The following is a 26615-nucleotide window of genomic DNA, read 5'->3' as shown; positions in this document are numbered from 1 at the left end:
GGATAAGCAAATGCGTTTTTTATCGGTAAACGCCGATTGTTTTCTGATTGAGCTTGCGAGCTTAGAGGAAACTTTGGCGTTGTACAATAAATTGCAAAATACGCAATTGAATGGAATTAAAGACTTAGTCCCCGCTGCAAAAACAATTTTGGTTTTCTTTAATGAGATCGAAACCAACTTTAAAACGTTGGTTGCTTCAATTCAGAGTCTCAAAGTTGATTCTGGATTTGAGCGTAGCGGCCAAGAAGTGATTGTACCGATTTGCTATAACGGCGAAGACCTTGTTCAAGTTGCCGAGTTACAAGGGCTGACTGTGGCTGATGTGATTAGAAAACATCACCAAAGTGTGTGGAATGTTGCTTTTATTGGGTTTGCGCCGGGCTTTGCTTATATGAGCAGTCCCGATAAGCCGTTTACCGATATTCCACGCTTAACAGTTCCGCGTAAAAAAATACCGTCAGGCTCTTTGGGCTTGGCTGGAAAATACTCTGGTATTTACCCAAAAGACAGTCCGGGTGGTTGGCAGCTGATTGGTACTACATCAGAAAAAATGTGGGATTTAGAACGTAAAAATCCTGCGTTACTGTTACCGGGCATGACCGTACATTTTGAAGATGTGACGCATAACCCAACGACAGTGACTGTACCGCAGCAAATCACGCGTACGGTTGAGCTGAAACAATCGGTGCCACTATTTACGATCACGGCGCCAAGTTTACAAATGCTTATTCAAGACGAAGGGCGATTAAACCAGACCAATATTGGTGTTGGGGTAGCTGGTGCAATGGATTTATCTGCCATGCACAGTGCTAACCATATTGTGGGTAACCCAACCGATACACCCGTTATTGAAGTTTTAAATGGTGGCTTAAAAGCCAAAATGCAGCATGCAGGTGTTATTGCAGTGGCTGGGGCTATCTCAAACATTCGTGTGAAATTTGCCGACGGACAAACCGCAGACTTTGCAAGCTATCAACCAATTGATCTGGATGAAGGCGATGAATTCCAAATTCAGCCACCAACAGCAGGTTTAAGAAATTATTTGGCAGTTCGTGGTGGTATAGACGTTGAACCAGTACTCAATAGTGCCTCGTTTGACAGCTTGGCAGTGTTAGGTCCAGAACCTTTAAAGCTTGGAGATACCATTTACCAAGGGCAGGTAAAGGCAGCCAATATTAGCGTAAATGAAGTGGGCAAAAGTGACTTACCGCGAACTGGCGAAGTCGTTGAGCTAGATATTGTGATGGGCCCACGCACAGACTGGTTTGAACAAGACAGTATTGAGCTGCTCTGTCAGCAAGAATGGTTGGTAACCAATGAAAGCAACCGAGTCGGGCTAAGACTTTCAGGTGAACAGCCTCTAACTCGCAAAATTACCCATGAACTGGAAAGTGAAGGCACATGTATTGGTGCTTTGCAGATTCCACCGAGTGGCCAACCCGTTTTGTTTATGAACGATCACCCTTTAACGGGCGGATATCCGGTTATTGCCTCTGTTGCTAAACACCATTGGGATTTGGTGGCACAGATTCCGGCAGGTTGCCGCATCAAATTTAAAAGAATTGCCGAATTTACAGATTTTGAGAATGAATGATGAATACAGAAAAATTATTGATTGCTAACCGTGGTGAAATTGCCGTTCGTATTATCCATGCTTGTCGTGACATGGGAATTGCATCGGTCGCGTTATATGCAGATGACGACATTAGCAGCATGCATGTCGAACTTGCAGATGAAGCATGGGGCTTGGCTGGTGCAACTGCTAGCGAGACTTACCTAAATATTCCAGCAATTATCGAAATTGCAAAAAAATCGAAAGCGACTATGGTGCATCCGGGTTATGGCTTTTTATCCGAACGTGCTGAATTTGCCCAAGCCGTGATTGATGCGGGCTTAAAATGGGTAGGGCCATCACCAAGTGCCATTGAAAAACTAGGCGATAAAATCGAAGCACGTAAAATTGCTGCTTCCGTTGGTGCGCCCTTGGTTCAGGGCACGCAAGACCCACTTAATAATGCAGATGAAGCTTTAGAGTTTGCCAAACAATATGGTTTACCAATTGCCATTAAAGCCGCATTCGGTGGCGGTGGGCGTGGCTTAAAAGTCGCGTGGAAACTCGAAGAAGTCAAAGAACTTTATGAGTCGGCAGTGCGAGAGGCAAAAGCTGCTTTTGGTCGTGGTGAATGTTTTGTCGAGCAATATCTTGATAAACCGCGCCATGTAGAAGCGCAGGTGATAGCAGACCAACATGGAAACATTGTGGTACTTGGTACACGTGATTGCTCGTTGCAACGCCGTAACCAAAAGTTAGTTGAAGAAGCGCCCGCGCCATTTATTAGCGATGAGATTTACCAACAAATTTTAAGCTCGGCAAAAAACATTTGTCAGGCCGCAAACTATGTGGGTGCGGGAACAGTTGAATATTTACTGAGCCGTGACGGCAAGCTTTCATTCTTAGAAGTAAATACGCGTTTGCAAGTTGAACACCCAGTGACTGAAGAAACATCAAAAGTCGACTTGGTAGTAGAGCAAATTCGTGTGGCACAGGGCCATGAGCTTTCTATTAAAGAAACACCGAAAGCACAAGGTCATGCCATTGAGTTTCGTATTAATGCCGAAGACCCAGCTCGCGGGTTTATTCCAGCGTTTGGTGTGTTGAGTTTATTTGAAGCGCCGTTTGGTAACGGTATACGAGTCGACACAGGTGTTCGCACGGGTTCATTAGTATCTAGCCACTTTGACTCACTCATGGCAAAACTGATTGTGACTGGTCCAACCCGAGAAGTTGCAATTGCCCGCGCTAAACGTGCTTTAAAACAATTTAAAATTGAAGGTGTAGCTTCGGTTTTAGACTTTCACCGTGCGGTACTTAATGAACCTGACTTTACAGAGGAATTTAATGTACATACGCGTTGGATCGAAAACGACTTTAAACAAGAATTAAAGCCGACTAAACGCGGCATTCCAAACCATCAACAACCCATGCTACTCAGCTACATTGAAATTGATGGGAAGTTACACCGTTTAGGTCTACCTGCGGGCATGTTTGCACAAGGTCCAGCAACCGCAGTTCAAGCACAGACTGCCGAGCCAGAAGTGAGTGCTGAGCATTTACTTGCCCCAATTAATGGTGTGATTAGCGCTTGGAAAGTCGAAAATGGTGAGCAAGTGACAGAAGGGCAAGTGGTTGCCATTATGGAAGCCATGAAAATGGAAGTACAGGTACTGGCGCACCGCAGTGGCGTTATTCAGATTGGTGCAGAGAAGGGCGCAACCTGCCATGCAGAAACTGTGATTGCGAGTATTAATTAAGTTTTGAATAAATGATTTGGCTCACTTAAGCATTAGTTTAATTGGGTCAAATCTAATGCTTATTTATTCACTCGGTTTGTTATTTTTCACAGTACTCGTTAACCATTTTCAGCTTGAAAATCAGCCCTAATTGTGAGATATTTATCACAGTTTAGTGATACCAAAAATTAATCACTGTATTGAAAGCTCGCTTATGCGGGCTTTAATTTTTAGCCCAGTTTAAGCATTTCTCACTTAATGAGCTGGCAGCATAAAAATATTTGAGAATTTGGCATCCACTCAAAGGCGAATTGAAGAAAGCGAATGAAAATTCTACCTTCATCTGAATATGATCAAATTCTAAAATACAGTGTCTATTGGCTCGTCATCTCGATTGTGATTGGAGTCGTCGCGGGGTTGGCATCGACCTTAATTTTTGTCGCTTTTGATATTTCAAACAAAGTCAGAAGTCTGCATCACTGGCTCATCTACTTTTTGCCTTTTGTGGGTTTTGGTATTGGTTATCTCATTAAAAAATATGGATCACCGATTGAGCGGGGAACCCATTTACTGATTGATGAAATTCACCAGCCTAAGTCGTTTATTCCAAAACGAATGAGCCCCATCATTTTTATTACTTCAATTTTAACGCAGTTATTTGGTGGTTCGGCAGGACGTGAAGCGCCTGCGGTTCAGCTTTCGGGTGCCTTAATTGACCACTTAAGCCATATACTAAAAGTCTCGGAAGATAACCGAAAAATCTGTTTAATCGCCAGTATTGGTGCAGGCTTTGCAGGGGTGTTTGGCTTGCCTCTGGCGGGTGCAATCTATGGTTTAGAAATTACTGCTTTGGGTAATTTAAGATACTCAGCTATTTTTCCATGTTTTGTGTCGGCTCTGATTGCATCGGCTATCCCTGAGCTATTTGATATTGTTCATCCACATATTTTTTATGTGATTAGTGAGTTTCCAGCCATTCATTTTGGCACGCTCATGAACTTAATTGTGGCAGGTCTGATCTTTGGTTTAGTCGCACGTTTCTTTATTGCTGCCATTCATTTTGCGAGTGACATTTTTTATAAATACGTTCGGTATTTGCCATTAAGAACGATGGCGGGTGGTATTGTCATTATGCTACTTACGTTGTTCACTGCGCATCAGCAATACAACGGTTTGGGTACAGATAAAATCATTTCATCTTTTTATGTGCCGATTGAGTTTTACGACTTTTTTAATAAGACCGTTTTTACTGCCATCACTTTAGGTTCGGGCTTTAAAGGTGGAGAAATTACACCACTCTTTTATGTAGGTGCGACATTAGGGAATGCTTTGGGGGCGGTTTTAAACTTACCAATTTCATTGCTTGCTGGCTTAGGATTAGTCAGTTTGTTTTCTGGGGCGAGTAAGGCACCGTTAACATCTATTATTTTAGCTGTTGAGCTATTTGGAATGAATGTTGCCACTTACGCCATTATTACTTGTTTGTTGGCAGCGTTATTTTCTGGAAATTGTGGGTTGTATCGTCGTAAGAAATTGATGGATTAGGGAGTATTTTATAGGTAGGGTTTGATTGGGTTTTGAGTCAATTGTACTTGAGGATTTATGCTAAAATTCATTCAATATATTTATCATCACAAGCAATTTAATATTTATTATGTTTTTTATTTTAAGAAAAAAACTTCAAAAAATTGGCATTATTTTCGTAGCAATCAACTTATTAGCTTGTAGTCATCAACCAGATTTTAAAGATATTTCGCATTTAGCAGAAAAAGGCGATGCAGGAGCTCAAGCAAAACTTGGTGAATTATATGTAGAGGGAGAAGTTGTTCCTCAAGATTATAAAAAGGCATTTGAATGGTATAGCAAAGCTGCTAATCAAGGAAATGCAGAGGCACAGAATAATTTGGGAGCAATGTATGCTCTTGGGCAAGGGATAGAGCAGAATTATAAAAAAGCATTCGAATGGTATAGTAAAGCTGCTGAACAAGGGGAAGTAAAAGCACAAAGTAATTTAGGTGCATATTACGCAAATGGTGATGGTGGAGTTAAAAACTATCAGAAAGCCTTTGAGTGGTTTAGCAAAGCTGCTGCACAAGATAATGCCGAAGCTAAATACTCTTTGGGCATACTTTATGAAGAAGGTTATGGAGTAACCCAAGATTATAAAAAAGCATTTGATTGGTATAGCAAAGCTGCTGCACAAAATTATGCCGATGCGCAAAATAATCTTGCAGCACTTTATGCACAAGGTAAGGGCGTAGAGCTAAATAATAAAAAAGCCTTTGAGTTATATAGCAAAGCGGCTGAGCAAGGAAATGAAAAAGCACAAAATAACTTGGGGGCGATATATGCTCTTGGGATAGGTGTAAATCAAGATTATAAGAAAGCATTCGAATGGTATAGCAAAGCTGCTCAACAGGAAAATGATGAAGCACAATTTACTGTAGGGATGATGTACTACAAAGGTGAGGGTGTACAGCAAAACAATGAATTAGCCGAAAAGTGGCTAAGGAAAGCGGCGGAAAATGGCAATAAGGATGCTTTATCGCTATTTGAAGAATAGTTATTTAAAATTTAATAGATGCTAATACATAAATTAAAAAACGTTTTATTTTGATAAAAATAGGCTGCATTTTTTTAGGCCATATTTTGTTGAAATATTGGTAGGTGTTTTTTTGCTTAGGTTAAGAGTGAAAATAAGTTTTAAGTAATTGATAAATTATTCTATCTGTATCGGGTGATTGAAATGAAAATATTAAAAATACTTAAATGGCTTATTATCCTATTTCTAATGTTTGTTATCTTGTTCGGTATGATCGAATTTATTGCAAATAAATTCTTTGACAATGCAGCTACGAAAGATGCATGTGCTGACTCTGGAGGGGCATGGGATCATCAAAAAGATACCTGCCAATTTGGACCTAATGACCCTAGAAGTAAAAAATAATTGGGAATATAAATGGAAAAACAATTTGCCGATGAGAAAATGAAAAAATACTTGCGATTAATGCGTTTACGTAGAAACTTTGTACTCTCAGTATTTTTAGTTCCATCAGTTGTTATTGTTGTATTGATGCTAGCAAGAGTAGATGAAAAGTACTTATCTATTTATTTTCCGATAGTAATGATTCCTATCATATTATTTTTGATGTTTAAGCTGCTAGCTAACGATATATGCCCTTGGTGTAAATATGGCTTTTTCATGAATGATCTAGGTTCTTTTGTTAATGGGCTAAGTTTTATTTTCAGAAAACAATGCTCTCATTGCGGGCAGCCAGATAAATTATCAAAAAATGTAGATGTACATGACTCTTAAAACTATAGAATATTATCACCGTAAGAAGTTGATGGATTGATTAAGCCTTTTTAAGGAGTTGACTAGATTAAGTTAAACCGAGAAATTTTCTATTTTCACTAGAAAGAGAACTTAAATCAATATTTAAACCACCCACTCCATATATTCTATGGAGAACTTTCTGATGTAAATCAATCATGTGGTTTTCAAGCTCAGTATAGTTAGTAATACAATCTGAGTATGCAGCTTTATAACCAGATATACGTGATTCAATAGCAATCCCAAGATTAGCTAACTTAATATTACTATCCAGTAATTGTGTGATTGAGCCTAATTGTAGTAATTCAGTACGGATCATGTGTAATTGTTCATTTGTCAAAATAAGCTCATAGTCAGCATTACATTTTTTCTTACTTAAACCTAATCCTAAAAACTCAACTGTTTCGTTTGGGTTGTAAATTACTGTCTTTGAATTTAATTCACCAAGTAGGGGAATATCTAAATCTAATTTTTTTAAAGATGTACGGCAAAAACTGTCAATTTGTTCACATTCATGCTTACTCTTAGCAAAGAAAATTAAATCATCGGCATATCTTACAGCACTAAAACCAGTAGCTTTAATCTCATTATCAAAAGTTCCTAAAAATAAATTTGCAAAAAAAGGAGACAAAGGCATTCCTTGACGGACACCATGTCCTCTTTTAATTCCAAGTTTTTTAATCCTTGATGCTTGAGAGTTTGAAGTGATACGTACTTCACGATTTATTATCGAAAATAATAATGGATGTAGCGAACGATGTTTAACTAAAGATTTAATCTTTTCCTTAAGTTTTTCACGGTCTACATTATCGAAGAATGCAGTGATATCAGTTTTATAAACCCAATTATGCTTCTTGCGAAGTTCACAGGCTTTCTTCGCCGCATCTTTGACTGTTTTTTTAGTAATAAAACCATAGCTTATACCATTATCAAGTTGATTATGATAATAATTGTTCAGTACATTTAGTAAAGCTCGCTGTACTATACGGTCTTCAATAGTTGGTACACAAATTAACCTATATTTACCATTCGATTTAGGAACTAAAAACGGATGGAGATCACTAAATCCATAAGATCTATCTAACAACTTTTTTGAAATTTTTTTTAATAGTTGTTTTTTATTATGATTAAAATCATTGAGGCTTATGTTATTTAAATCCAAAGAGTTTTTAGATTGTTTTTTTGAATTTTTCCAAATATGATCCCAAGCTTCTTCAAGATTAGCAAGGCTTGCAACCTGAACTAATGCAGTTTTTACTTTTTTTGTCATCGTAATTCTTGCCGCAAATGTCTAACCCTAGGTTTGCGTTAAAGAGGTGGAATCTCATGACTACTCAGCCCGTCATGGGCGAATGAATAGTCCAGAGACACGCCAGTGACCCATGACCAACTAGTGACCGTGGTATCAGTATGCCGCTTGGATACGTGCAGCGCAACTCGCAAAGAGATGCAAACCGTGAACCGCGCAACCGCCGCCGAACAAATGAGAATGAGACGCAATAACAAGGTATTTAACTCACTCAAATCCAAATCCTCCCAATAACAAATGTGTAAATGACTTAATAGGGCGCAAATACCGTATGAAAGCCAATCGAAAACACAGCCAGAGTGAGGTGACGACTTACGCGCTTCCCCATCCGTGCTCATGGGCTGCCCCACACGCTCTTTACCCGCCTTCCCGACATTACCTAGGGAAGAAGACGGGTCCAAGCTAGAAATCTCATGACTACTCAGCCCGTCATGGGCGAATGAATAGTCCAGAGACACGCCAGTGACCCATGACCAACTAGTGACCGTGGTATCACAATGCCGCTTGGATACGTGCAGCGCAACTCGCAAAGATGAAAATTAGAAGCTACGTTCTAACAATAATGAGGATAATGGTTTATTTTTCAAGAACAAAATCAAATTATTTATAAAAAATTAAATCTACTGGTTTTTTATCTAGGTATTTCGTCGATTGTCCATTTAGTTATATTTTTCTTACATCTTCGACCGCTCTACTTTAATACAAATGTCATTTCCCACGCTTGACGCCAACAAAAGCGAATACTATCCTTTGCGGGCTGGCCTACATTGCCAGTCGGCTTTGACAGGCCGTCATCATCTAGAACATCAAAAAAGTAATTTTTTGGTGTTGAACTCGTTCGTCCCCCTTCGTAGCGGTAGGACGGAGGAGGGACGCCTTGTGCGTGCCAGTTCCTAGATGACTGGTCTGTCAACCCGCCTTCGTTCTGCCACCATAATCATTTGACAGTGATTAGGTAGAACTTCTATTTCATCTAGGAGTCCGCTATGCGTACTAATTCTTCTCATTTATTGGCCTTTGCCAAACTCTCTCTAGCCATACCGCTTAAACAGTTTATAAATCGGTTTAATCGACTCTAGGTTTTTACGCCTAAACATTGTTACGACTAAAACATAGCAACAATAAAACCGAGGTAGGCGAGCACACCATTATTGTGCGGCTTTTACATGCCTGTTTTTAGCACTCAATTTAAGAGTGACGGTATTTCTATCTCTTTTACATACAACAAAAAATTATTTTAAACGGTATAACTATGCCAAATTTAGAAGCTTCATTTAGAGCACTACGAGTGCTGCACACAGCAAAAGATTTATTTACTCAAAATGGGTTTAACAAGGTCGGAGTTGACCGAATTATTGCTGAGGCCAAAATTCCCAAAGCGACTTTCTATAACATCTTTCATTCAAAAGCACGACTGATCGAGATGTGTTTAACCTTTCAAACGGATGCGCTCAAAGTAAAAGTCCTTTCAATTATCAATTCATACAGCGGACTTATGGTGTTCGATAAAATCAAGCAAATTTACTTTTTACATGCCAATTTAGAAGGATTTTACCGTTTACCATTTAAAGCAATTTTTGAAATTGAAAAGTGTTATGCAACGGCTTATCGAGTGGTTGTTGATTATAGAAACTGGTTTATAAATGAGCTTTATAAGCTGCTTCTTACTGTAAAAACTACCGCTTCAATAAAAGACGCCCACATGTTTCTATTTGCGATTGATGGAGCAATGGTTCAGTTGTTAAGTGCCAATAGCGTAGATGAACGGGATAAATTATTAGATTACTTTTTATTTATGCTATCTGAGCATTCAACTTAAACCTTAAAACAAAAAGCCCGTGATTGGGCTTTTTTTGTGGATATTGGTCTATTAAAACTTGAGTTTTTTAAGCCCGCGACTCACACCATTTTGTAGAGCGGCTTTAATAATAGGGCCAATAAATGGTACGCGGCCTTTAAAGCTAATGGTGTAATCCAAACGACTACGATTATTTCCCAAATCAGTAAATTTCATTACACCACGGTGAGCTTTAATTGGGCTAATGCCGCTCGTAATTGCATATTCGATCAGTTCATTTTCTTTATAAACTAAATTGGTTTCTACAAATGAAGGGGTCAATGGAATAGACATTTTGCGCGCAGAGCCAACACCATTACGAGCGTCTTTTCCGTCGCTTATACGAGTCACTTTAGCAGGAGCGAAAAGTTTACTTAGGTTTTCATGCTCACTTAAAGTCGCGAAGACCTTGTCTACGGGTGCATCAAATTCTTGTACGATGTTGATTTTTTGAGTTTTTAACATCTTATTCCCTCTAGAAATTATTTTGACATTGGTAATTGTCAGAATTTGGATGTTAGCACGCTTTGGGCAATGGGGGAATTCTTCTTCGTCGGAGTTATCGCATACTTAAAAAATTCACTTTGGTACATCTACAATGCTTTTTGGCCTTTTCTTAATTTTTTAAAGAAGGGCTGAATCACAGACCAGTTGGTTGAAACCCAGCAAATAAAGGAACCGGCCGTCACCATTGCTGTTCCTTGCCAAAAGCTCATTGAAAGTTGAGTTTGTAAAACAAACATCGCCAAAATAGACGAAATGATCGGGGTGAAATAAGAGGCCACCACAAGCACGGTAATGTTTCCATGAATGATGCCAATATTCCACGCGGCATAACCAAAACCCATGGCAGCAGACGCTACTAAAAGGGTGATGACGGTTGGAATATCTATTGACGGAATAGCGAATTGCCCCGATACAAGCAGCTTGAACCATAGCGTGAGCGCGACACCAACAAAGAAAATGAAAATTGGATTTTGCCCATTACTTAATTTTTTAGTGAGTACACAGTAAAAAGCCCAAATGATGGCGCCTGCAAATGCCAAAATATAGCTCAGTGGGTTGCTATGAAAATTATCGACAAGACTATTTAGACTAAAATCACCGCTTCCAGTTTGAATAAAAATAATGCCGAAAATTGAAAGCATTAGACCTAAAATAATAAGGAAATTAAACTTTAATTCCTTAAAAATAACAAAAGCTAAAACCGTTAAACTCGGCCACAGATAGTTAACAATACTAATTTCAATTGCTTGCCGTGCTGTCTGAGAATAAGCAATTGCAAATGAGAAGCACACTTCATAAGCCACGAACAGAATTGTGCCAAATATTAAGTATTTTTTAGAGATCTGCTTAAAATCTGGAACTTTGAAAATGGCAAGCAACAGTAGCGCACTTAAAGAATAAATAAAGGTAACACCTAGCTCAGGCCCAATGGCGGCACTGACTTGTTTCATTAAGCCGACCAGAGATGCCCACATGAGAATGGCGCTTAAACCAATCAATGTTGCTAGATTTTTTGACATAAAATTCAATAAATAACGGTTAAAAAATGGTAAAAGATGAAGCTATATAGATGAAAGGAATAAATTTTCAAGCTAAGGAATATAGGACAAATTATATAAAATATAAACAATTAAATTTATTGATTGGTTGAATCTGCTATGTTTATTTAAGCATTCATTTGAGTAAAGAAATTTCGGATAAAACAACATTTGTACGAGGAAAATATGGAAGTCATTAAAACGGTTGGTGTTGTTGGAGCTGGTGTAATAGGTGCGAGTTGGACGGCCTTATTTTTATATAAAGGATTTAAAGTTAATGTTTACGACCCGTATCCGATCGATGAAGCGGTCTTTAAAAAAAGAATATCTGCAAATTTAAATGATTTATTGGCTTTAGACCAAAACGCTGAACACAGTTATTCTCCGCAAGAGGTGCTGCTTCATCTGGAAATTTTTAATAGTTTAAAAGATGCAGTTTCAGACGTAGATTTTATTCAGGAAAATGCCCCTGAACGTCTCGATGTGAAACAACAGCTATATCAAGAAATCACGGCATATTGCCCTGAACATACCATTATTGCTTCAAGTTCATCGGGCTTAAAAGTGTCTGATTTTCAAAAAGAGGCGCAACATCCTGAACGTATTTTATTAGGTCATCCTTTTAATCCGCCTCATCTCTTACCTTTGGTCGAGATCGTTGGCGGTAATTTGACTGATCCTCAAATTTTAAAACAGGCTTCTGAGTTCTATAAACAGTTGGGCAAGAATCCAATTGTTTTAAATAAAGAAGTAAAAGGGCATGTCGCAAACCGTTTGCAGGCTACGTTATGGCGAGAAGCTTTTTCATTGGTTGAACAAGGTGTGTGTTCTGCCGAAGATGTTGATGTCGCGATTACCAGTGGGCCGGGTTTAAGATGGGCGTTATTTGGCCCTTACATTAATATGCAGCTTGCAAATCAAAAGGGATTTAAAGAGGCAATTCATCATTTAGGCCCACCAATGACAGAATGGTGGAATGATATGCACGCATTTCAACATTCAGACGAGACAACAGAGTTGTTGGAAGCACAAACCAACCAGCTTTTAAACCAATATAAAGATGTCGATTTATACCAAACCAGAGACAAAGGTCTGGTTGATATTTTAAAGCTCAGGCAGCAACTTAAACTAGATTAAGTTAAATCTTTAAGACAAAGCCAATCATTTTATTGCAGAGATGATTGGCTTTTTTTGTTGGGGCAAATAATAAAAACATGCCTAGCTGAAACAATCCTATATTCATTAAATGTTACTGAAATTCCTATCGCGTTGCATTTGAACTATATGCCTTACGTGAAAAGTAAGAATCGTTGCAAACCGTAAAGAAAGCCTCCTCATAATCAAAGGACATCACAGAAAATAGAGGAATAACAATATGCGCGCTTTAACTTACCACGGTACAGAAGACGTTCGAGTAGAAACAGTAGCAGACCCTATTATTCAAGAACCAGATGACATTATTTTACGCGTGACTGCCACTGCGATATGTGGCTCTGATTTACATTTATATCGAGGAAAAATCCCTAGAACCGAACAAGGCGATATCTTTGGGCACGAATTTATGGGCGTGGTTGAAGAGGTCGGCCCAGCCGTCACCGCAGTAAAAAAGGGTGATCGAGTGATTGTTCCTTTTGTGATTGCTTGCGGCGAATGTTTCTTTTGTCAACTTGACCTAACCGCTGCCTGCGAAACCACCAATACAGGGCGCGGCGCAATTATTAATAAAAAGCAGATTCCACCAGGTGCAGCTTTGTTTGGCTATAGCCATCTTTACGGCGGTGTACCGGGCGGGCAAGCAGAATATGTTCGTGTACCAAAAGCCAATAAAGGCCCTTTTAAAGTGCCAACCTCATTGTCAGATGAAAAAGTACTTTTCTTGACCGATATTTTACCCACCGCTTGGCAAGCTGTGACCAATGCCCAGGTGAAACATGGCTCAACCGTTGCAATTTATGGTGCTGGTCCAGTCGGACTGTTAAGCGCTGCTTGTGCCAAGATGCTCGGTGCTGAAAAGATATTTATGGTCGATCACAATGACTATCGATTGAACTATGCAGCGGCAACATATGGTGCCATTCCAGTTAATTTTGATGAAGTCGATGCGGCCGAATTTATTATTCAACATACCGACAATTACCGCGGTGTTGATGCTGTGATTGATGCGATTGGTTTCGAGGCAAAGGGCAGTGTTATTGAAACAGTCCTGACCAATTTAAAGCTTGAAGGTTCAAGTGGTGCAGCACTGCGTCAATGCATTGCGGCAGTTCGCCGTGGTGGGGTGGTCAGCGTACCGGGTGTATATGCAGGCCCAATTCATGGTTTCTTATTTGGCGATGCTTTTGATAAAGGACTGACTTTTAAAATGGGGCAAACACATGTGCATCAATATTTGCCGCAACTCTTAGAACTGATTGAGCGTGGTGATTTGTCACCTGAAACCATCATTACCCACCGAATGAAATTAGAAGATGCCGCAGAGGGATACCGTATTTTTAATGAAAGAGAAGAGGACTGCCGTAAGGTGATTCTGCTTCCTTAACATTCTCAATCTTATAATTCATTCTTAAGCCTCTTAGTGAAAGGGGCCTTAATTATTGGAACTTATATGTGCTTATACGGTACGAAGGGACTGGGTGGCTAGTTGTAGATGACGGTTGAAATCATTACAAGGACAAACTGTAAAAACTATTTACCTTTGCACCTGTAGCTTAAACTAAAAGAGAGCATCGATATTGATGCTCTCTTTTGACATTATGCTTCAGTTAAATGCTTTAATACTTTATGGCCATGCTCAACCGATTTTAACTGAATTTTAGACTCCGAATTACCCGATAAAGGTGATACGTCATAAAGCAAATAAGTGCCACTTAATTGCATTTGCGTATATTGAACTGAATATTGAACCGCTTTTAAAAAGCTATCGATTAAATTTTCTTGGACATTCACCATATCAGCTTCTTTTTGCCCAACCGTCATACTAATAATGACTTTTTTGTCTTTTAATTTGTCGCCCTGAGAGCCATAAGCGAACTGATAAGTAAAGACTTCATCAAACCATAACTTTAAGATTGCTGGCATATTAAACCAGAACATCGGATATTGCAGAATGATGGTGTCGTGGCGTAATAACGCTTCTTGTTCAGCACTCACGTCAATTTTATAGTCTGGATAAAGCTGGAAAATATCTCGCACTTCAAGGTCCGGATAGGTTTTTATAAGTTCATTCACAATTGTTTTATTTGCAATTGATTGAGCGTAGTAGGGATGGGCCAAAATAAGTAAAGCCATAATAATGCCTTGTAGCTATAAAAATCATAGTCACTATAATTTTTATAGTATGGGTGTACAATAACTATCAAAGTTGATAGGTGGCGTTAAAAATGGCAAATACTAAAAATAAATGTGAAATCAGTATGAATGGAAAAACTTATCCATGTCATATCAGTATGGCTATGGACTTGGTGGGTGGAAAATGGAAAGGCGTTATTTTGTATTACTTAAAAGATGGGCCAAAACGTTTTAATGAAATCAATCAATTAATGCCAACAATCACAGAAATGACTTTAAGTCTTCAACTTAAACAATTAGAGCAAAGTGGCTTAATCTCCAGAACTGTTTATGGTGAAAAAGCACCGATTAAAGTAGTCTATGAAATGACTGAGTTGGGTCAATCTTTTAAGCCTGTTTTAGAGTCTTTATCGGCATGGGCACATACGATGATTAATCAGGAATAAGATTAAAAAAATTAACTTTCTTAAAAATGTAAATATTAGCCCCATCCCTTTGCATGGGGCTTTTTATACCCAAAAATTACTCACAAATAAGCAAAATAGGTGCCATCTTTAAGCTACTTTAGATGAGTTAAGAAGATGAAGGAACTAAAGTTTCATGTAAATACAGCCAATAACATTTTTTATCTTCTACTTTAATGCAGGCCGTCGAAGTGCGTACTGTCTCGATTCCATCAGTTTGCTGATGTTCCTGATATTGCACCCAACAATAATTTTCAAATTCGTATAAAGCTGTACTCTTAATAATGTCGATTTTTAAAGAGGGTTTCTTTCCAATATTTTGACTAAATAAGTTTTTAACTTCGGCTAAACCAATACTCTGACCTTGAACCGTGACCATCTTAAAATTTTGATCAAAGCTATCTAAAAGCGGGCTCAGACTTTGCTCTGCATTTTTTCCTGTAAATACATTTTCGATCAAAATATGTAGGTCAATGACACTTTGAATAGCCTGATCCATTTGTTTAGACATAGGTTTTCTCCTTTAAAACGGGAATGAGTGAAAGTAAGCAGAGTAAAGCTGCAATTAAAAAAGTATGTTGATAGCGAATCAGGTCGCTTGAGCCAGACATCAAGTTATATATCGAAATCAGAACAACAGTACCGACACTAAATGAAACTTGTCGATTAATATTCCAGAGCACACTTCCTTGTAATAAATCTTGGCCTGAAAAATCAATCAGGGAGCTAATTTGGGCAATATTGGCACTTAGACCGCCACCCATACCTATCAATAAATAAGCAATCACTAAAAAGCTTAAAGGGCTTGTTTTTGAAATACAAAACAAAAGAAATATGCCAAAGCTATGTAGGGTTATTCCAATAATAAGAAGAGACTTTTTTCCTAACCGTTGATAGAGCAGACTGCCACTAATCATGGCAGTGAGTGCCCCAGTTGCATAGAGCAACATGAATAAACCGGTTTGTTTTGTATTAAAGCCAAAGTTAAGCTGTAAATTAAAAATATTGAGTAAATTAACGCCTGTAAAAATACCCGGAACGGCGTAATAGACAATAAATGCATTACGTAAATTTTTATTTTTTAATAACCCAAGATTAAGAACAGGATGGGAAATGTTTTTCGCATGTCGAATGTAAAAAATAAGCAATCCGACTGAAATTAGAAAACTCGTTAGAACGAATGAGGCGTTATGGTAATCACTATAAAATGAAAAGGAGAGTAATAAAGATAACAGACTTATATTAAAAATAACTAAGCCTTTTAAGTCAGGTTTTTCACTCGACACATTCTCTGTTTTTTTTATCCAGAACCATGCCAGAGCTGCTGCCAGTAAAGAAAAAGGAAGGTTAGATAAAAATACCCATCGCCAATTCAATGAATCAATAATTACGCCGCCAATCGCAGGTGAAAATGCAGGGGCAATAAGCGCAATTGCCATAATCATGGTAGAAATACGTTGGCGTTCTTGGTTGGGGAATAATGCATATACGAGTGCTTGCCCGATTGGAATTAATAAACCTCCAGCTACGCCTTGAATAAATCGCCAAAAAATTAAGCTATAAATCGATTCACTAAAGCCAATAAAGCAAATGCTGATCGAAAATAACAGCATCGAATAACACAATAACTTTTGGTTCCCAAGTTTGGTGGCTAACCATAAACTCATGGGCATAATTAAAATGAGGCCGAGAATATAAGCATTTGTTACCCAAGCGACCATGGATTGGCTAACTGAAAATGACGATGCAATATGAGGTAATGCAATTGCAGACATAAAAATGTTGATGCAATCAATAAAGAACCCAAGTAAAAACACCGTTGCTATTTTATATCGATAAGACATACCTACCTCCGTGCAGGCAGGGTAAGATTCGGCTCTTTTATTGTCGATGCAAGCGAAGTAAAATCATTGTTTAATAATTTCAAACAATCGGCTGAATTGTGCAAAAAAATCTCAAGCAAATTACTAGTTTTTTACAAGTCGTTGATTCCGGGTCTTTTACTAAGGCTGCCGAAATTTTGGGACTGAGCCGATCAATGGTGAGTATTGATATAAAACAATTAGAAAAGCAGTTAAATACAAGTCTCTTAATTCGAAATACCCGTAATATTGCATTAACTGAAATTGGTCAGCATTTTTATGAAGATTTTAAACAAATCCAACTTCAGATCGATGAAGTATTTGAGCGAAGCCAACACTTAGGTACAAGCATTACAGGCACTTTACGGTTTTCGTCTACTAATGAATTTGGTCAACGCTTTATTCTGCCTTTACTTCCTGAGTTTTGTCGCCTTTACCCACATTTACGTTTACAGTATTCATTTAATTCATCTCTCGATGATTTAGTGACTGAAAAATTAGATCTGGTTATTCGACTAGGGAATTTAAAAAACTCATCTCTAAAAACTCGAAAAATTGGAGAATATCCAATTTATATTGTTGCTACTCCACAATTTATACAAAACCATCCTGTAGAAAATATATCTGATTTAGCAAATGTTCCCTGGATTGGTCACACATTATTGAACTGGCAAGATTCACAATATATTTTGGAAAATAGTTTAGGTGAGCAATATTCATTACCTTTTATTCGAAGTCAGTATGAATCAAACTCGGTAACAGCCATTCATCAAATGGCTCTCTCATCATTAGGTATTGCGATTTGCCCAGCATGGTTAGTTGATGAAGATATTCAACAAAACCGGTTAATTCGATTATTTCCCGATTTCTCACTACCACTACAAAATATTCAATTACTTTATCCTCATACCTCTAATTTATCGGCCAAAACGAGAGCATTTATAGACTTTTTGGTGTCCCATCTTTCTTTTAGATAAACTAAAAAATATGTAAGTCTTGGAAGATAAGCTATTTTATATAAATAGACAATTCTGTCTGTTTTTTATAAAATATCGATGATTATGACTCAGTTTTTATAATAATGATGTCCCATAAAATATTTCAAATTTTAGATAGTTTAGGGTTGGTCGCACAGAACCGCGTTCTTCATGTGCAATTTTCCAACGCATCATTAAACAATCAAGTTTTCTTACAACGTATTGAAGGCGAGCATACGCTCAACCAAGGTAGCGTTGCTGAATTACTGTGTCTGTCGACGAACGCGCATATTGCATTAAAACAATTTATTGGCTGTCAGGTGGCCGTCGATCAGGTGACTGATACAGGCCAATTTTTTAGAACAACAGGCATTATTACCGAAGCGAGCCAAGGACAAAGCGACGGCTCACTCACCATTTATAATCTCACCTTAAAAGACCCAACTGCACTTTGGCATAAACGCCGTAATAGTCGTGTGTTTATGAACAAAAGCGTGCGCGATATTAGCGAAATTTTGTTTAAAGAATGGCAGGGGAAAAGTCCATTATTAGCCTCAAGCTTAACCCTCGACACTGCAGGCTTAACTAAAGACTACGATGTGCGTCCATTTGTGATGCAGTCTAACGAAAGTGACTATGACTTTTTAAGCCGTTTATGGCGTAGTGAAGGCATTAACTGGTTGGTCGATGAATCACAACTTTTTGTCGCTGACCCGAATGCTTCCATTCAGCCACAAGTACTACATTTAATTGATGATAACCAAAATTATCAAGCCCTTGAACGTCGTAGCCTACGCTACCAACGCAGCAGTGCCACAGAACAGTTTGATACCATTACCCAAGTCAAGGCAGAGCGCCGCTTACAGCCAACTTCAGTTCATGTGCAACGTTGGCAAGCCGATGCCCTACAGCAAGAAGAAGGCAGTGGCAGCGTACAAGGCACGCAAAAGCACAGCGAAAACTATGATAATGCTAGCCTGAATCTTGAAGATGCATGGCACGTTAGCCCAGCTTGGATGCAGGACTTAAACGGTGAAGATCAAGCTACAGCTTCAGGCAATAGCCAGATTGAACGGCTTAACCAGCACATTAATGCTTACCATCACCTGAGTTCTAAACAGTTTACCGTTGCTGGTAACGTCCGTGATGCACAGGTCGGTTACTGGTTTGAACTCAATGACCATCCTGAACTCGACCAACATGACAGTGCGGACAAAGAGTTCTTAATCTTAAGCAAGCACTACTATAACCAAAATAATTTACCGAAAGAATTACAGCAGCAACTTGAGCACTTATTACCAAAAGACAAGTTCAAGGCTGCGCAACTCGACAACCAAAACCTTGAGCAGCGCCACTTTGCTGAGCTAAATGTCGTTCGACGTAATATTAAAGCGGTGCCTGAATATAACCCGTTAGAACACCGACCAGCTGCTCACCCGCAGCGCGCTAGAGTGGTGGGACTGGAAGGCGAAAGCATTCATGTCGATCAGTGGGGACGCATTAAAGTCCGTTTCTTGTTTACCCGAACTGACGACCATAGTCATGACGGTGGGGCAGGAAGTAACGACAATGACACCGACTCCGCTTGGGTCGATGTGCTGACTCCGTGGGCGGGCGCCGGTTATGGCGCACGTTTCTTGCCTCGCGTGGGTGAGATCGTTGTCATCGATTTCTTTGACGGCAACATTGACCGTCCATTTGTGGTGGGCCGTATTCATCAAGCTGAACGTCACCCGACCCAGTTCGACCAGAAAGGCCAATTACCTGATACTAAAAAGCTCAGTGGCATCCGCTCAGAAGAAGTGGATGGCAAAGGCTTTAACCAGCTACGTTTTGATGACACCACAGGCCAGATCAGTGCCCAACTACAAAGTAGCCATGCCGCAAGCCAGCTCAACTTGGGTAACTTAAGCCATCCAAAAGACAAGGCGGAAAGTGATGGTCGTGGTGAAGGTTTTGAGCTACGAACAGACCAATGGGGTGCGGTAAGAGCGGGTAGCGGCTTACTCGTTAGTACCCATAAACAGGACCAAGCTCAAGGTGTACACCTTGATGCAAATGAGGCCAAACAACAAATCGAAGGGGGCCTCAACAATGCCAAGGCACTTAGTGAAGTTGCCAAAAACCAGCAAACTGACCCATTGGAAGTGCTTGAGAATTTAAAAACGTTCATAAAACAAATTGAAGAAAAAGATCAAGACAAAGCTGCTGCTTTTAAGCAAGCCTTGATGATACTAACTGCACCTAACAGTATTGCTCTAGCCAGTAATGAAGACATTCACCTCAGCGCAGATGCTCAGTTAAGTCAGACTGCTGGTGATAGCATTAACCTGACTACGCAAAAGAACCTGATTGCACACGCCCAAAATAAAATCAGCCTTTTTGCGGCTCAAGAAGGCGCAAGACTTTATGCCGGCAAAGGTAAAGTTGAGATACAAGCGCAAGGCGACGGAGCAGATTTAATTGCCCGTAAAGCTGTTCAGATTATTTCAACAGAAGACAAAATTGAAATTAGTGCTTCTAAAGAAATCGTTATCACGGCGGGTGGCTCTCAAATCAAGATTAATGGCTCGGGAATTTTCCCTGTCACTGGTGGCAAGTTTGAGGTAAAAGCTGGGCAGCATTTATTTATGGGAGGAGGAAGTGCGAATTTAAGTTCTTCACTACCGCCTCCGCCCAAACGTAGCCCAGGAAATTTAGAGCTCATCCATGATTATGCGCATGGTGAGTTTGTTAAAGGTGGAAGTTATACGGTTGTTGATAACTTAGGAAAAGAAGTCACTGGCAAGTTAGATGATAAGGGATTTGCAAGAGTTTCTGGCTTAGCAACAGGTGCAGTAAAAGTCTTCTTCGAACCAGATCACCGTGATCCTTGGGATGCAGCAAGTGACTTTAAACGTCCAGTTGAGTGGCCAAATAAGAATGATGCGGATACTGAACAATCAGATTCATTAATTGCACAAATGAGTAAAACAGCCCAGTCCAAACTCGGTGAATTATCTAAACAATTAACCAATCCTGCGAATATTATGAAAAATATTCAAACTGCACAAAGCATAAAATCTGAAGGAGCAAAGGCTTTAATGCCAATGTTAAAAACAGAGGCGCAGGGATTAGTGACTGATCAAGTAAAAAGCTTTTTACCCATTTCAGAAGTAGGCCAAAAAATAGGTAACAACATTGATCTTGCATTAATTCAGAAAATAAATGACTTCAGCAAATTAAGTTCTGTTGATGGCAGTAGCTTGGTGACTAATGCTCTTCCTCAATATTTGCAAAGCCCTTTTAAAAAGAATTCGTAGAGAAATAAAATGTCTGGAAAAACAGAAGTTGTTAAACCCTTATCAGAAGTTGCTATTAAAGATGTTAGTCACTCAAAACAAAAAATAGATGACTGGTTAAAAAGTCATACTCATCAAATTGTGACATTAGACTTGCTAGCCAGTGTAATGGGAACAATTCCAATTATTGGCAATGTCATGGCTGCTATAGATGTGGTTTCTGACATTTGCTATATCTACGATAAAGGTTTTCAAAATGCCGATATTATGGATTGGACGACAATGGGTATTGACCTGATTGGGATTGTACCTATTCCGGGAACAACAGCAATCCGTACCTCTGCTCGCCCAGCTTTGTTTCTAGTCCGTCAAGAAGTTAAACGTGTAGGTAAAGCTGCTTTAGGTGAAGCAGTAATTGTAGTGATTTCTAATCATTTAAATGATCAGGTTGCAGGAGAGATAGAAAAATTTTGTAAAACGGGTTTGCAACAGCTAAATTCAATTTTGTCTGAATGTGGAAAAACGGTCCAAAATGCAACTACACAAATTAATGGCGGAATTGTTCGAGTTGTAACAAAAGGCCAAGTATTTACAAATGCAGGCTCAAATACAAACCGCGCTCAACAGCAAGCTGCTGGTGTTATTAAAGGAATAAAAAGTGGTGATTTAACGCGAGCTGGAAAAAATTTAGTTTACATGACTGAAAACTTGGGGAAAGCTCTTATTAAAACAGGAGCAAACTCCAATGCTAAAGTTGTTACTTCTTTAGTTCCTGCACATCTAAAGCAGCCGATATTAAATGTAGGCGCAACGATTAATAAAATTGGTATTACTGCCAATACTAAAATTAAAGGCTTGGGAAATGTAGCGCAGCCGCAAACAATTGGGTGGCTATTTGATGTATTGAGAATGAGTGCTTCTAAATTTAGGAAAAAGAAACCAGCTCAAGTTAAGCCAACTCAAACCACACAAGTTAAACATGACAAGAAAAATAATAAATTAGAAAAGGCGAATACTGAACCCGACGCGACTCATAATGCGAATGCATGTAAAAACTGTAAAGGTGCTGCGACTAAACGATCGATTACTTTTGCCATGGGTACTGAGTTTTTAAATCATACCGATGCCCAAATTCATCCATTATTAATAGAGCAATTTTCGAGAACGTACGTATCGAACTTATATCAGTATGATCAATCGATTTTCGGAGCGCGGTGGATTACACCTTTTACAACCAAGATTGCTCGTTGTTCTAGTTACAACATTAATGAACCTAAAGAACCGATTGAGCAAGAGGGCTGGGAGTATATTGGCAGCGATGGCCGTCCTGTTCGCTTACCAGAGCTAAAAGTTGAGCAGAGTTACTATGATGAAGTAGAAACTTTTACTTATACAGTTGTCTCACCTGAAATTAGAGCAATTTCATATGGTGTTTCAGAAACTCGCTTCTATCAAAAATATAAAAATGAGTTTCGTTTAGTCTCCATTGAACGTCAAAATGGATTTAGTATTGGGCTGCGTTATGACCATGAATTAGAAAATGGTGATAGCTATTTATCCGACATTATATTTAAACAGCAACAACAAACACTGGCGCATGTTGCATTACAAATTAATGATGTGCAGAAAGTTGTTGCAGCTTGGTTGGTTGAAGATGGTCAACTCATTAGACAACTATCAGCATATCAATATAACGAGCAAGGCGATTTAATTAAGGCAACCAATGAGTTTGCTGCTTCTTATGAATATCTATACCAAGCTCACTTATTGACTCGTTATACTGATCTTACTCAAAGAGGAATGAACTTAAAGTGGGATGGAAATTTACCAAGCTCTAAGGCTATAGAGGAATGGGCTGATGATTATAGCTCTGCGACTAAATTAGATTGGGATGAAAACATTCGCGTAACTTCAGTCATGGATATCGATGGTAACGTGACTGAATACTATTATGGTATTACGGGTTATACCTATCGAATTATTTATCCAGACAATTTGCAAGAATGGTTCTTTAGAGACCAAGCAAAAAATATAACATCGCATATTGCTACAGATGGAACTGAAACATCGTATACCTACGACGAACGCGGTAATGTCTTAAGTATGGTTCAGGCCGATGGCTCAACCTTTTATTATGAATACGACGAAAAAGATAATCTGACTGGTTTTGTTGACGCTGAACAGGGGCGTTGGTTTAAAGAATACGATGCTTCAGGAAATATAATTAAAGAAATTGATCCGCTGAAGCATGAAACAGCCTATACCTATAACGCGATGGGTTTGGTAACCTCCATTAAAGATGCTAAAGGCGGTAAGAAGACACTTAAATATGATGATCAAGGGAACTTGGTTACTTATATGGATTGTTCTGGTAAAGAAACGCACTGGCATTATGATGATCGCGGGCGTGTCAAATTTATTGAAAATGCTTTAAAGCAAAAAGTTGAATATTTCTATACGGAATTAACTGCTGAACCAAGACAGCCTCTAGCAAAAGGCTTACCGCTGAATGCTTTTGGACAACTCGAGAAAATTAAACACGCTGATGGAGCTGAAGAGCATTTTATTCATGATGAAGAAGGTCGATTATTAGTTCATATTGACCCTAAAGGCCAGCAGACACGTTATGAATATGATGCGGCTGGTTTAATTACTAAGCGTATTGACCCATTAAATCAAACCTTAAAATATCAATGGGACCGCTTGAGTCGCTTAAAACGGTTAATTAATGAAAATGGCGCAAGTTATGAATTTATTTATGATGTTGCGGGTCGATTAGTAAAAGAAATTGATTTTGATGGCAAAGAAACTGTTTATACGTACGATGAATATAATGGTCGTTTAACTAGTAGTATTGAAGTCGCTTCTGCCTATGGTCAAGATTTCAAAGATCGTGCTGCACCTAAAGACCGTATTCAGCAATTTATTTTTGACAGTATGGGACGTTTAGAACAACGTACAGCAGGATATGGTTATCAAGGGCAAGAGCTTGAAGAAAAGCAAATAGAAGAATTTTCTTATGATGGCCTAGGTCATTTAGTTCAAGCTAAAAATGCAGAAACTAACTTACAGTGGTTTTATGATGCAGCAGGTAATTTAATTAAAGAACATCATCAAGATGTTGTAACTCAGAAAACTGCTGTGTGGAAACATGTCTATGATGAATTAAATAATCGAACCACAACCATTCGACCAGATGGACAGAAAATAGATTGGCTCACTTATGGAAGTGGACATGTCTATGGCATGGCTTTAAATGGTGAAGATGTTGTTAGTTTTGAGCGTGACGATTTACATAGAGAGACGTTACGACACTATGTAAATGGACTTAGCCAACAACAACGTTATGATGAAGTCGGGCGCTTAACTCAGCAATTAATGTTGAATGGGCATGATAAAGGCTATCAGGCCCAAACTCAAAATAATGCTATCCAGCATACCAACCAATTGATTGAACGCTTATATCACTACGATCAAACAGGTGAGTTAACGCTCATTAAGGATACTCGTCGTGGGGCTATTCATTATAAATATGATCCTGTTGGGCGTTTATTAGAAGCGACCAGTAAGCTTGGAAAAGAGACATTTAATTTTGACCCAGCAAGTAATATTCTAGATCGATATAACAGTACCAAAGAGCAATCCTCACAGCACACTGCCGCTGAAAAAGGTCTTGGTTATAACCGCTTAGTTAATAACGTCGTACAAGAATATCTTGACCAACAATATCAATATGATGCTTTTGGGCAACTGATTCGACAAAAGTCATCACAAGGTGATTTAAATCTTAAGTGGGATGTATTGGGGCGTCTTATTCGTAGCCGAAACAATCAATATACGGCAGAATACCGCTATGATGCTTTAGGCCGACGTATTCAAAAAAGAAGTAAGCATCACCATACTGGACAAGAACAGAACATTATTTATGGTTGGGATGGTGATACTTTAGCGTATGAATCTAGCGCTGATATAACTAAACACTATTTCTACGAAAAAGATAGTTTCGTGCCTTTGTTGCAAGCGGCGTATCATCACTCAATTGAGTTACATCAAATCCAAGACTGGGCAGAAAAAACATATAGCATTTATAAAGACCCTCTTTGGAATACCGTAAAACAAAGCCAAGGCTTTGATGATGTATGGTTCTATCACTGTGACCATTTAGGAACACCGCAAGAAATGAGTAACCAGACAGGTGCCATTGTTTGGAAAGCTCAATATAAAGCTTGGGGCGAATGTAAGGTTGAACAAGCTAAGTCAGATTTCTTTGAAAATTCAGAGATTATAAGCAACAACATCCGTTTCCAAGGTCAGTATTTTGATGGGGAAACAGGACTTCATTACAACCGTTATCGTTATTATTCGCCGTATGTAGGACGGTTTATTAGTAAAGATCCGATTGGATTATTGGGTGGTTTTAATGTTTATGCTTATGCACCTAATCCTAATAATTGGATTGATCCGTTAGGCTTAAGAAGTAGAAACAAAACCTTACCAATTAATGCGAGAAGTCGTAATACTAAAAAGTTAGTAAATTGCATTAATGCAGACGGGAAAAAAGTTAGTGCTGATGATGCTAGAAAAGATGATTTCTTATTTAATAATAAAAATGATGCAATGAATGCTGGATCTAAAATGTTGGGGCCAGGCGCTGTGAGAACTTATAATGAAAAAGGTCAGTGGAATGGTTGGAAAAATGCTAAAGGAGATACTGTATATTGGAATCATGGAGATTGGGGTAAAGGCGTTGGTACCTCAACTTTCCCTCATTTGAATTATGACGTGAGTGGGAAGAAAGGGCACTTATTTATGAAAGACAAAATTGAAAATTCAGGTATGGTAGATGACTTTTATAGTAAATATGAAAAGGCTCGAGGGTGTCCATGACTTTATTAGAAATAACTGAAAACAGTGATGATTCAAAGTTATTGGATTTGAGTTGTGATCAAGATGAAATTACGTTGACTATAGCTCATGATTATTTTGATAAAATTATTTGTATCACTTTTCCTTTTCAAAACTTTTTTAGTAGTTTTTCGAGTAAAAGTGATGGTATATGTTTTTTATCTATTGAAAATATAAAAGACACACTAAATGTAAAAAATGGAGTTTATATTCCTTCTACAGATTTTGGTGATTTTATGTATGACGTGAGAGAAGGTAATAGCAGTGGATATGGTTTGAGAGAAAGTAAATTTAAAATTTTTTTTAAAGTTATAGGAAGTTTTAAAGTAGTCATTCCTGTTGAAAATTTTGAAAAAATAAAAATTGAATTCCTAAATAATTAGTAGAGGTGTTAATAAATTTATCGGAATACTAAAAAATTAATAATCGTTAAAAGTGAGTTAATAGCGTAAGTTGTTAATTCACTTTTTTTTATATTTATCACGGATAGTATTCTCATTCATTCGTGTATTCATATGGTTAA

Annotated in this window: 20 protein-coding genes; 14 read left to right on the top strand and 6 right to left on the bottom strand. The window is 38.5% G+C overall.

Annotation, left to right across the window (positions count from 1 at the left end; all coding sequences use genetic code 11):
• Positions 1 to 10 precede the first annotated feature (10 nt).
• From ybgK to SOI76_RS11690, 6 genes are all read left to right on the top strand, one after another.
• Positions 11 to 1594: an urea amidolyase family protein gene (gene ybgK / locus SOI76_RS11715; RefSeq protein ID WP_104080247.1), complete on the top strand. Its 1584-nt coding sequence runs from the start codon at positions 11 to 13 to the stop codon at positions 1592 to 1594.
• Positions 1594 to 3312, top strand: coding sequence for an acetyl/propionyl/methylcrotonyl-CoA carboxylase subunit alpha (gene bccA / locus SOI76_RS11710; protein ID WP_104080310.1), 1719 nt, complete (start codon positions 1594 to 1596; stop codon positions 3310 to 3312). Before ybgK ends, bccA begins: the two co-directional genes overlap by 1 nt.
• Positions 3313 to 3615: 303 nt before the next feature.
• Positions 3616 to 4836, top strand: coding sequence for a chloride channel protein (locus SOI76_RS11705; protein ID WP_104080248.1), 1221 nt, complete (start codon positions 3616 to 3618; stop codon positions 4834 to 4836).
• A 109-nt stretch (positions 4837 to 4945) separates the two neighbouring features.
• Positions 4946 to 5854: an SEL1-like repeat protein gene (locus tag SOI76_RS11700; RefSeq protein WP_104080249.1), complete on the top strand. Its 909-nt coding sequence runs from the start codon at positions 4946 to 4948 to the stop codon at positions 5852 to 5854.
• A 183-nt stretch (positions 5855 to 6037) separates the two neighbouring features.
• A complete protein-coding gene (locus SOI76_RS11695; protein ID WP_104080250.1) occupies positions 6038 to 6238 on the top strand; it encodes a hypothetical protein in 201 nt (66 codons plus the stop codon).
• 12 nt (positions 6239 to 6250) lie between these two features.
• The gene (locus tag SOI76_RS11690; RefSeq protein ID WP_104080251.1) at positions 6251 to 6607 is read left to right on the top strand and encodes a hypothetical protein; all 357 of its coding nucleotides are present in this window, start codon (positions 6251 to 6253) and stop codon (positions 6605 to 6607) included.
• A gap of 67 nt (positions 6608 to 6674) precedes the next feature.
• Here the strand turns inward: SOI76_RS11690 and SOI76_RS11685 are convergent, their stop codons facing one another.
• A complete protein-coding gene (locus SOI76_RS11685; protein ID WP_104080252.1) occupies positions 6675 to 7895 on the bottom strand; it encodes a reverse transcriptase/maturase family protein in 1221 nt (406 codons plus the stop codon).
• A gap of 1291 nt (positions 7896 to 9186) precedes the next feature.
• Here SOI76_RS11685 and SOI76_RS11680 point away from each other — a divergent pair.
• Positions 9187 to 9753, top strand: a complete 567-nt coding sequence (locus SOI76_RS11680; protein WP_104080253.1) for a TetR/AcrR family transcriptional regulator — start codon at positions 9187 to 9189, stop codon at positions 9751 to 9753.
• A gap of 51 nt (positions 9754 to 9804) precedes the next feature.
• Here the strand turns inward: SOI76_RS11680 and SOI76_RS11675 are convergent, their stop codons facing one another.
• Positions 9805 to 10236, bottom strand: a complete 432-nt coding sequence (locus SOI76_RS11675) for an SRPBCC family protein (protein WP_032055881.1) — start codon at positions 10234 to 10236, stop codon at positions 9805 to 9807.
• A 128-nt stretch (positions 10237 to 10364) separates the two neighbouring features.
• Positions 10365 to 11297 (bottom strand): aromatic amino acid DMT transporter YddG, encoded by a 933-nt coding sequence (yddG, locus tag SOI76_RS11670; protein WP_104080254.1) that lies wholly within the window; start codon positions 11295 to 11297, stop codon positions 10365 to 10367.
• A gap of 204 nt (positions 11298 to 11501) precedes the next feature.
• Between yddG and SOI76_RS11665 the strand changes: the two genes are divergently transcribed.
• Both SOI76_RS11665 and ybdR read left to right on the top strand, forming a co-directional pair.
• Positions 11502 to 12452: a 3-hydroxyacyl-CoA dehydrogenase NAD-binding domain-containing protein gene (locus tag SOI76_RS11665; RefSeq protein ID WP_104080255.1), complete on the top strand. Its 951-nt coding sequence runs from the start codon at positions 11502 to 11504 to the stop codon at positions 12450 to 12452.
• A 238-nt stretch (positions 12453 to 12690) separates the two neighbouring features.
• Complete coding sequence (ybdR, locus tag SOI76_RS11660) at positions 12691 to 13854, top strand: zinc-dependent alcohol dehydrogenase (RefSeq protein ID WP_104080256.1); 1164 nt, start codon at positions 12691 to 12693, stop codon at positions 13852 to 13854.
• 212 nt (positions 13855 to 14066) lie between these two features.
• On the opposite strand, the gene kefF is transcribed toward ybdR, so the two are convergent.
• On the bottom strand, positions 14067 to 14603 hold the full coding sequence (kefF, locus tag SOI76_RS11655; protein WP_032055874.1) for an NAD(P)H-dependent oxidoreductase: 537 nt from the start codon (positions 14601 to 14603) through the stop codon (positions 14067 to 14069).
• Positions 14604 to 14695: 92 nt separating this feature from the next.
• Between kefF and SOI76_RS11650 the strand changes: the two genes are divergently transcribed.
• Positions 14696 to 15049 (top strand): winged helix-turn-helix transcriptional regulator, encoded by a 354-nt coding sequence (locus tag SOI76_RS11650; protein ID WP_032055872.1) that lies wholly within the window; start codon positions 14696 to 14698, stop codon positions 15047 to 15049.
• 127 nt (positions 15050 to 15176) lie between these two features.
• Here the strand turns inward: SOI76_RS11650 and SOI76_RS11645 are convergent, their stop codons facing one another.
• Both SOI76_RS11645 and SOI76_RS11640 read right to left on the bottom strand, forming a co-directional pair.
• Positions 15177 to 15578 carry a hypothetical protein gene (locus SOI76_RS11645; protein ID WP_104080257.1) on the bottom strand — a complete coding sequence of 134 codons (402 nt, stop codon included), beginning with the start codon at positions 15576 to 15578 and terminating at the stop codon, positions 15177 to 15179.
• Positions 15571 to 16911: an MFS transporter gene (locus SOI76_RS11640; protein WP_104080258.1), complete on the bottom strand. Its 1341-nt coding sequence runs from the start codon at positions 16909 to 16911 to the stop codon at positions 15571 to 15573. Before SOI76_RS11640 ends, SOI76_RS11645 begins: the two co-directional genes overlap by 8 nt.
• 98 nt (positions 16912 to 17009) lie before the next feature.
• On the opposite strand from SOI76_RS11640, the gene SOI76_RS11635 reads away from it, so the two are divergent.
• From SOI76_RS11635 to SOI76_RS11620, 4 genes are all read left to right on the top strand, one after another.
• The gene (locus SOI76_RS11635; protein WP_104080259.1) at positions 17010 to 17906 is read left to right on the top strand and encodes a LysR family transcriptional regulator; all 897 of its coding nucleotides are present in this window, start codon (positions 17010 to 17012) and stop codon (positions 17904 to 17906) included.
• Between the two features lie 104 nt (positions 17907 to 18010).
• On the top strand, positions 18011 to 21208 hold the full coding sequence (locus SOI76_RS11630) for a type VI secretion system Vgr family protein (RefSeq protein WP_104080260.1): 3198 nt from the start codon (positions 18011 to 18013) through the stop codon (positions 21206 to 21208).
• 9 nt (positions 21209 to 21217) lie between these two features.
• The gene (locus SOI76_RS11625) at positions 21218 to 26074 is read left to right on the top strand and encodes an RHS repeat-associated core domain-containing protein (protein WP_250621812.1); all 4857 of its coding nucleotides are present in this window, start codon (positions 21218 to 21220) and stop codon (positions 26072 to 26074) included.
• A complete protein-coding gene (locus tag SOI76_RS11620; protein ID WP_104080261.1) occupies positions 26071 to 26475 on the top strand; it encodes a hypothetical protein in 405 nt (134 codons plus the stop codon). Before SOI76_RS11625 ends, SOI76_RS11620 begins: the two co-directional genes overlap by 4 nt.
• Positions 26476 to 26615 lie beyond the last annotated feature (140 nt).

Origin of the sequence: Acinetobacter pittii (assembly GCF_034064985.1) — a bacterium.
GTDB classification, from domain to species: domain Bacteria; phylum Pseudomonadota; class Gammaproteobacteria; order Pseudomonadales; family Moraxellaceae; genus Acinetobacter; species Acinetobacter pittii_H.
The sequence above is the reverse complement of the archived record's forward strand: the minus strand, read 5'-3'. Positions and strand labels throughout refer to the sequence as shown.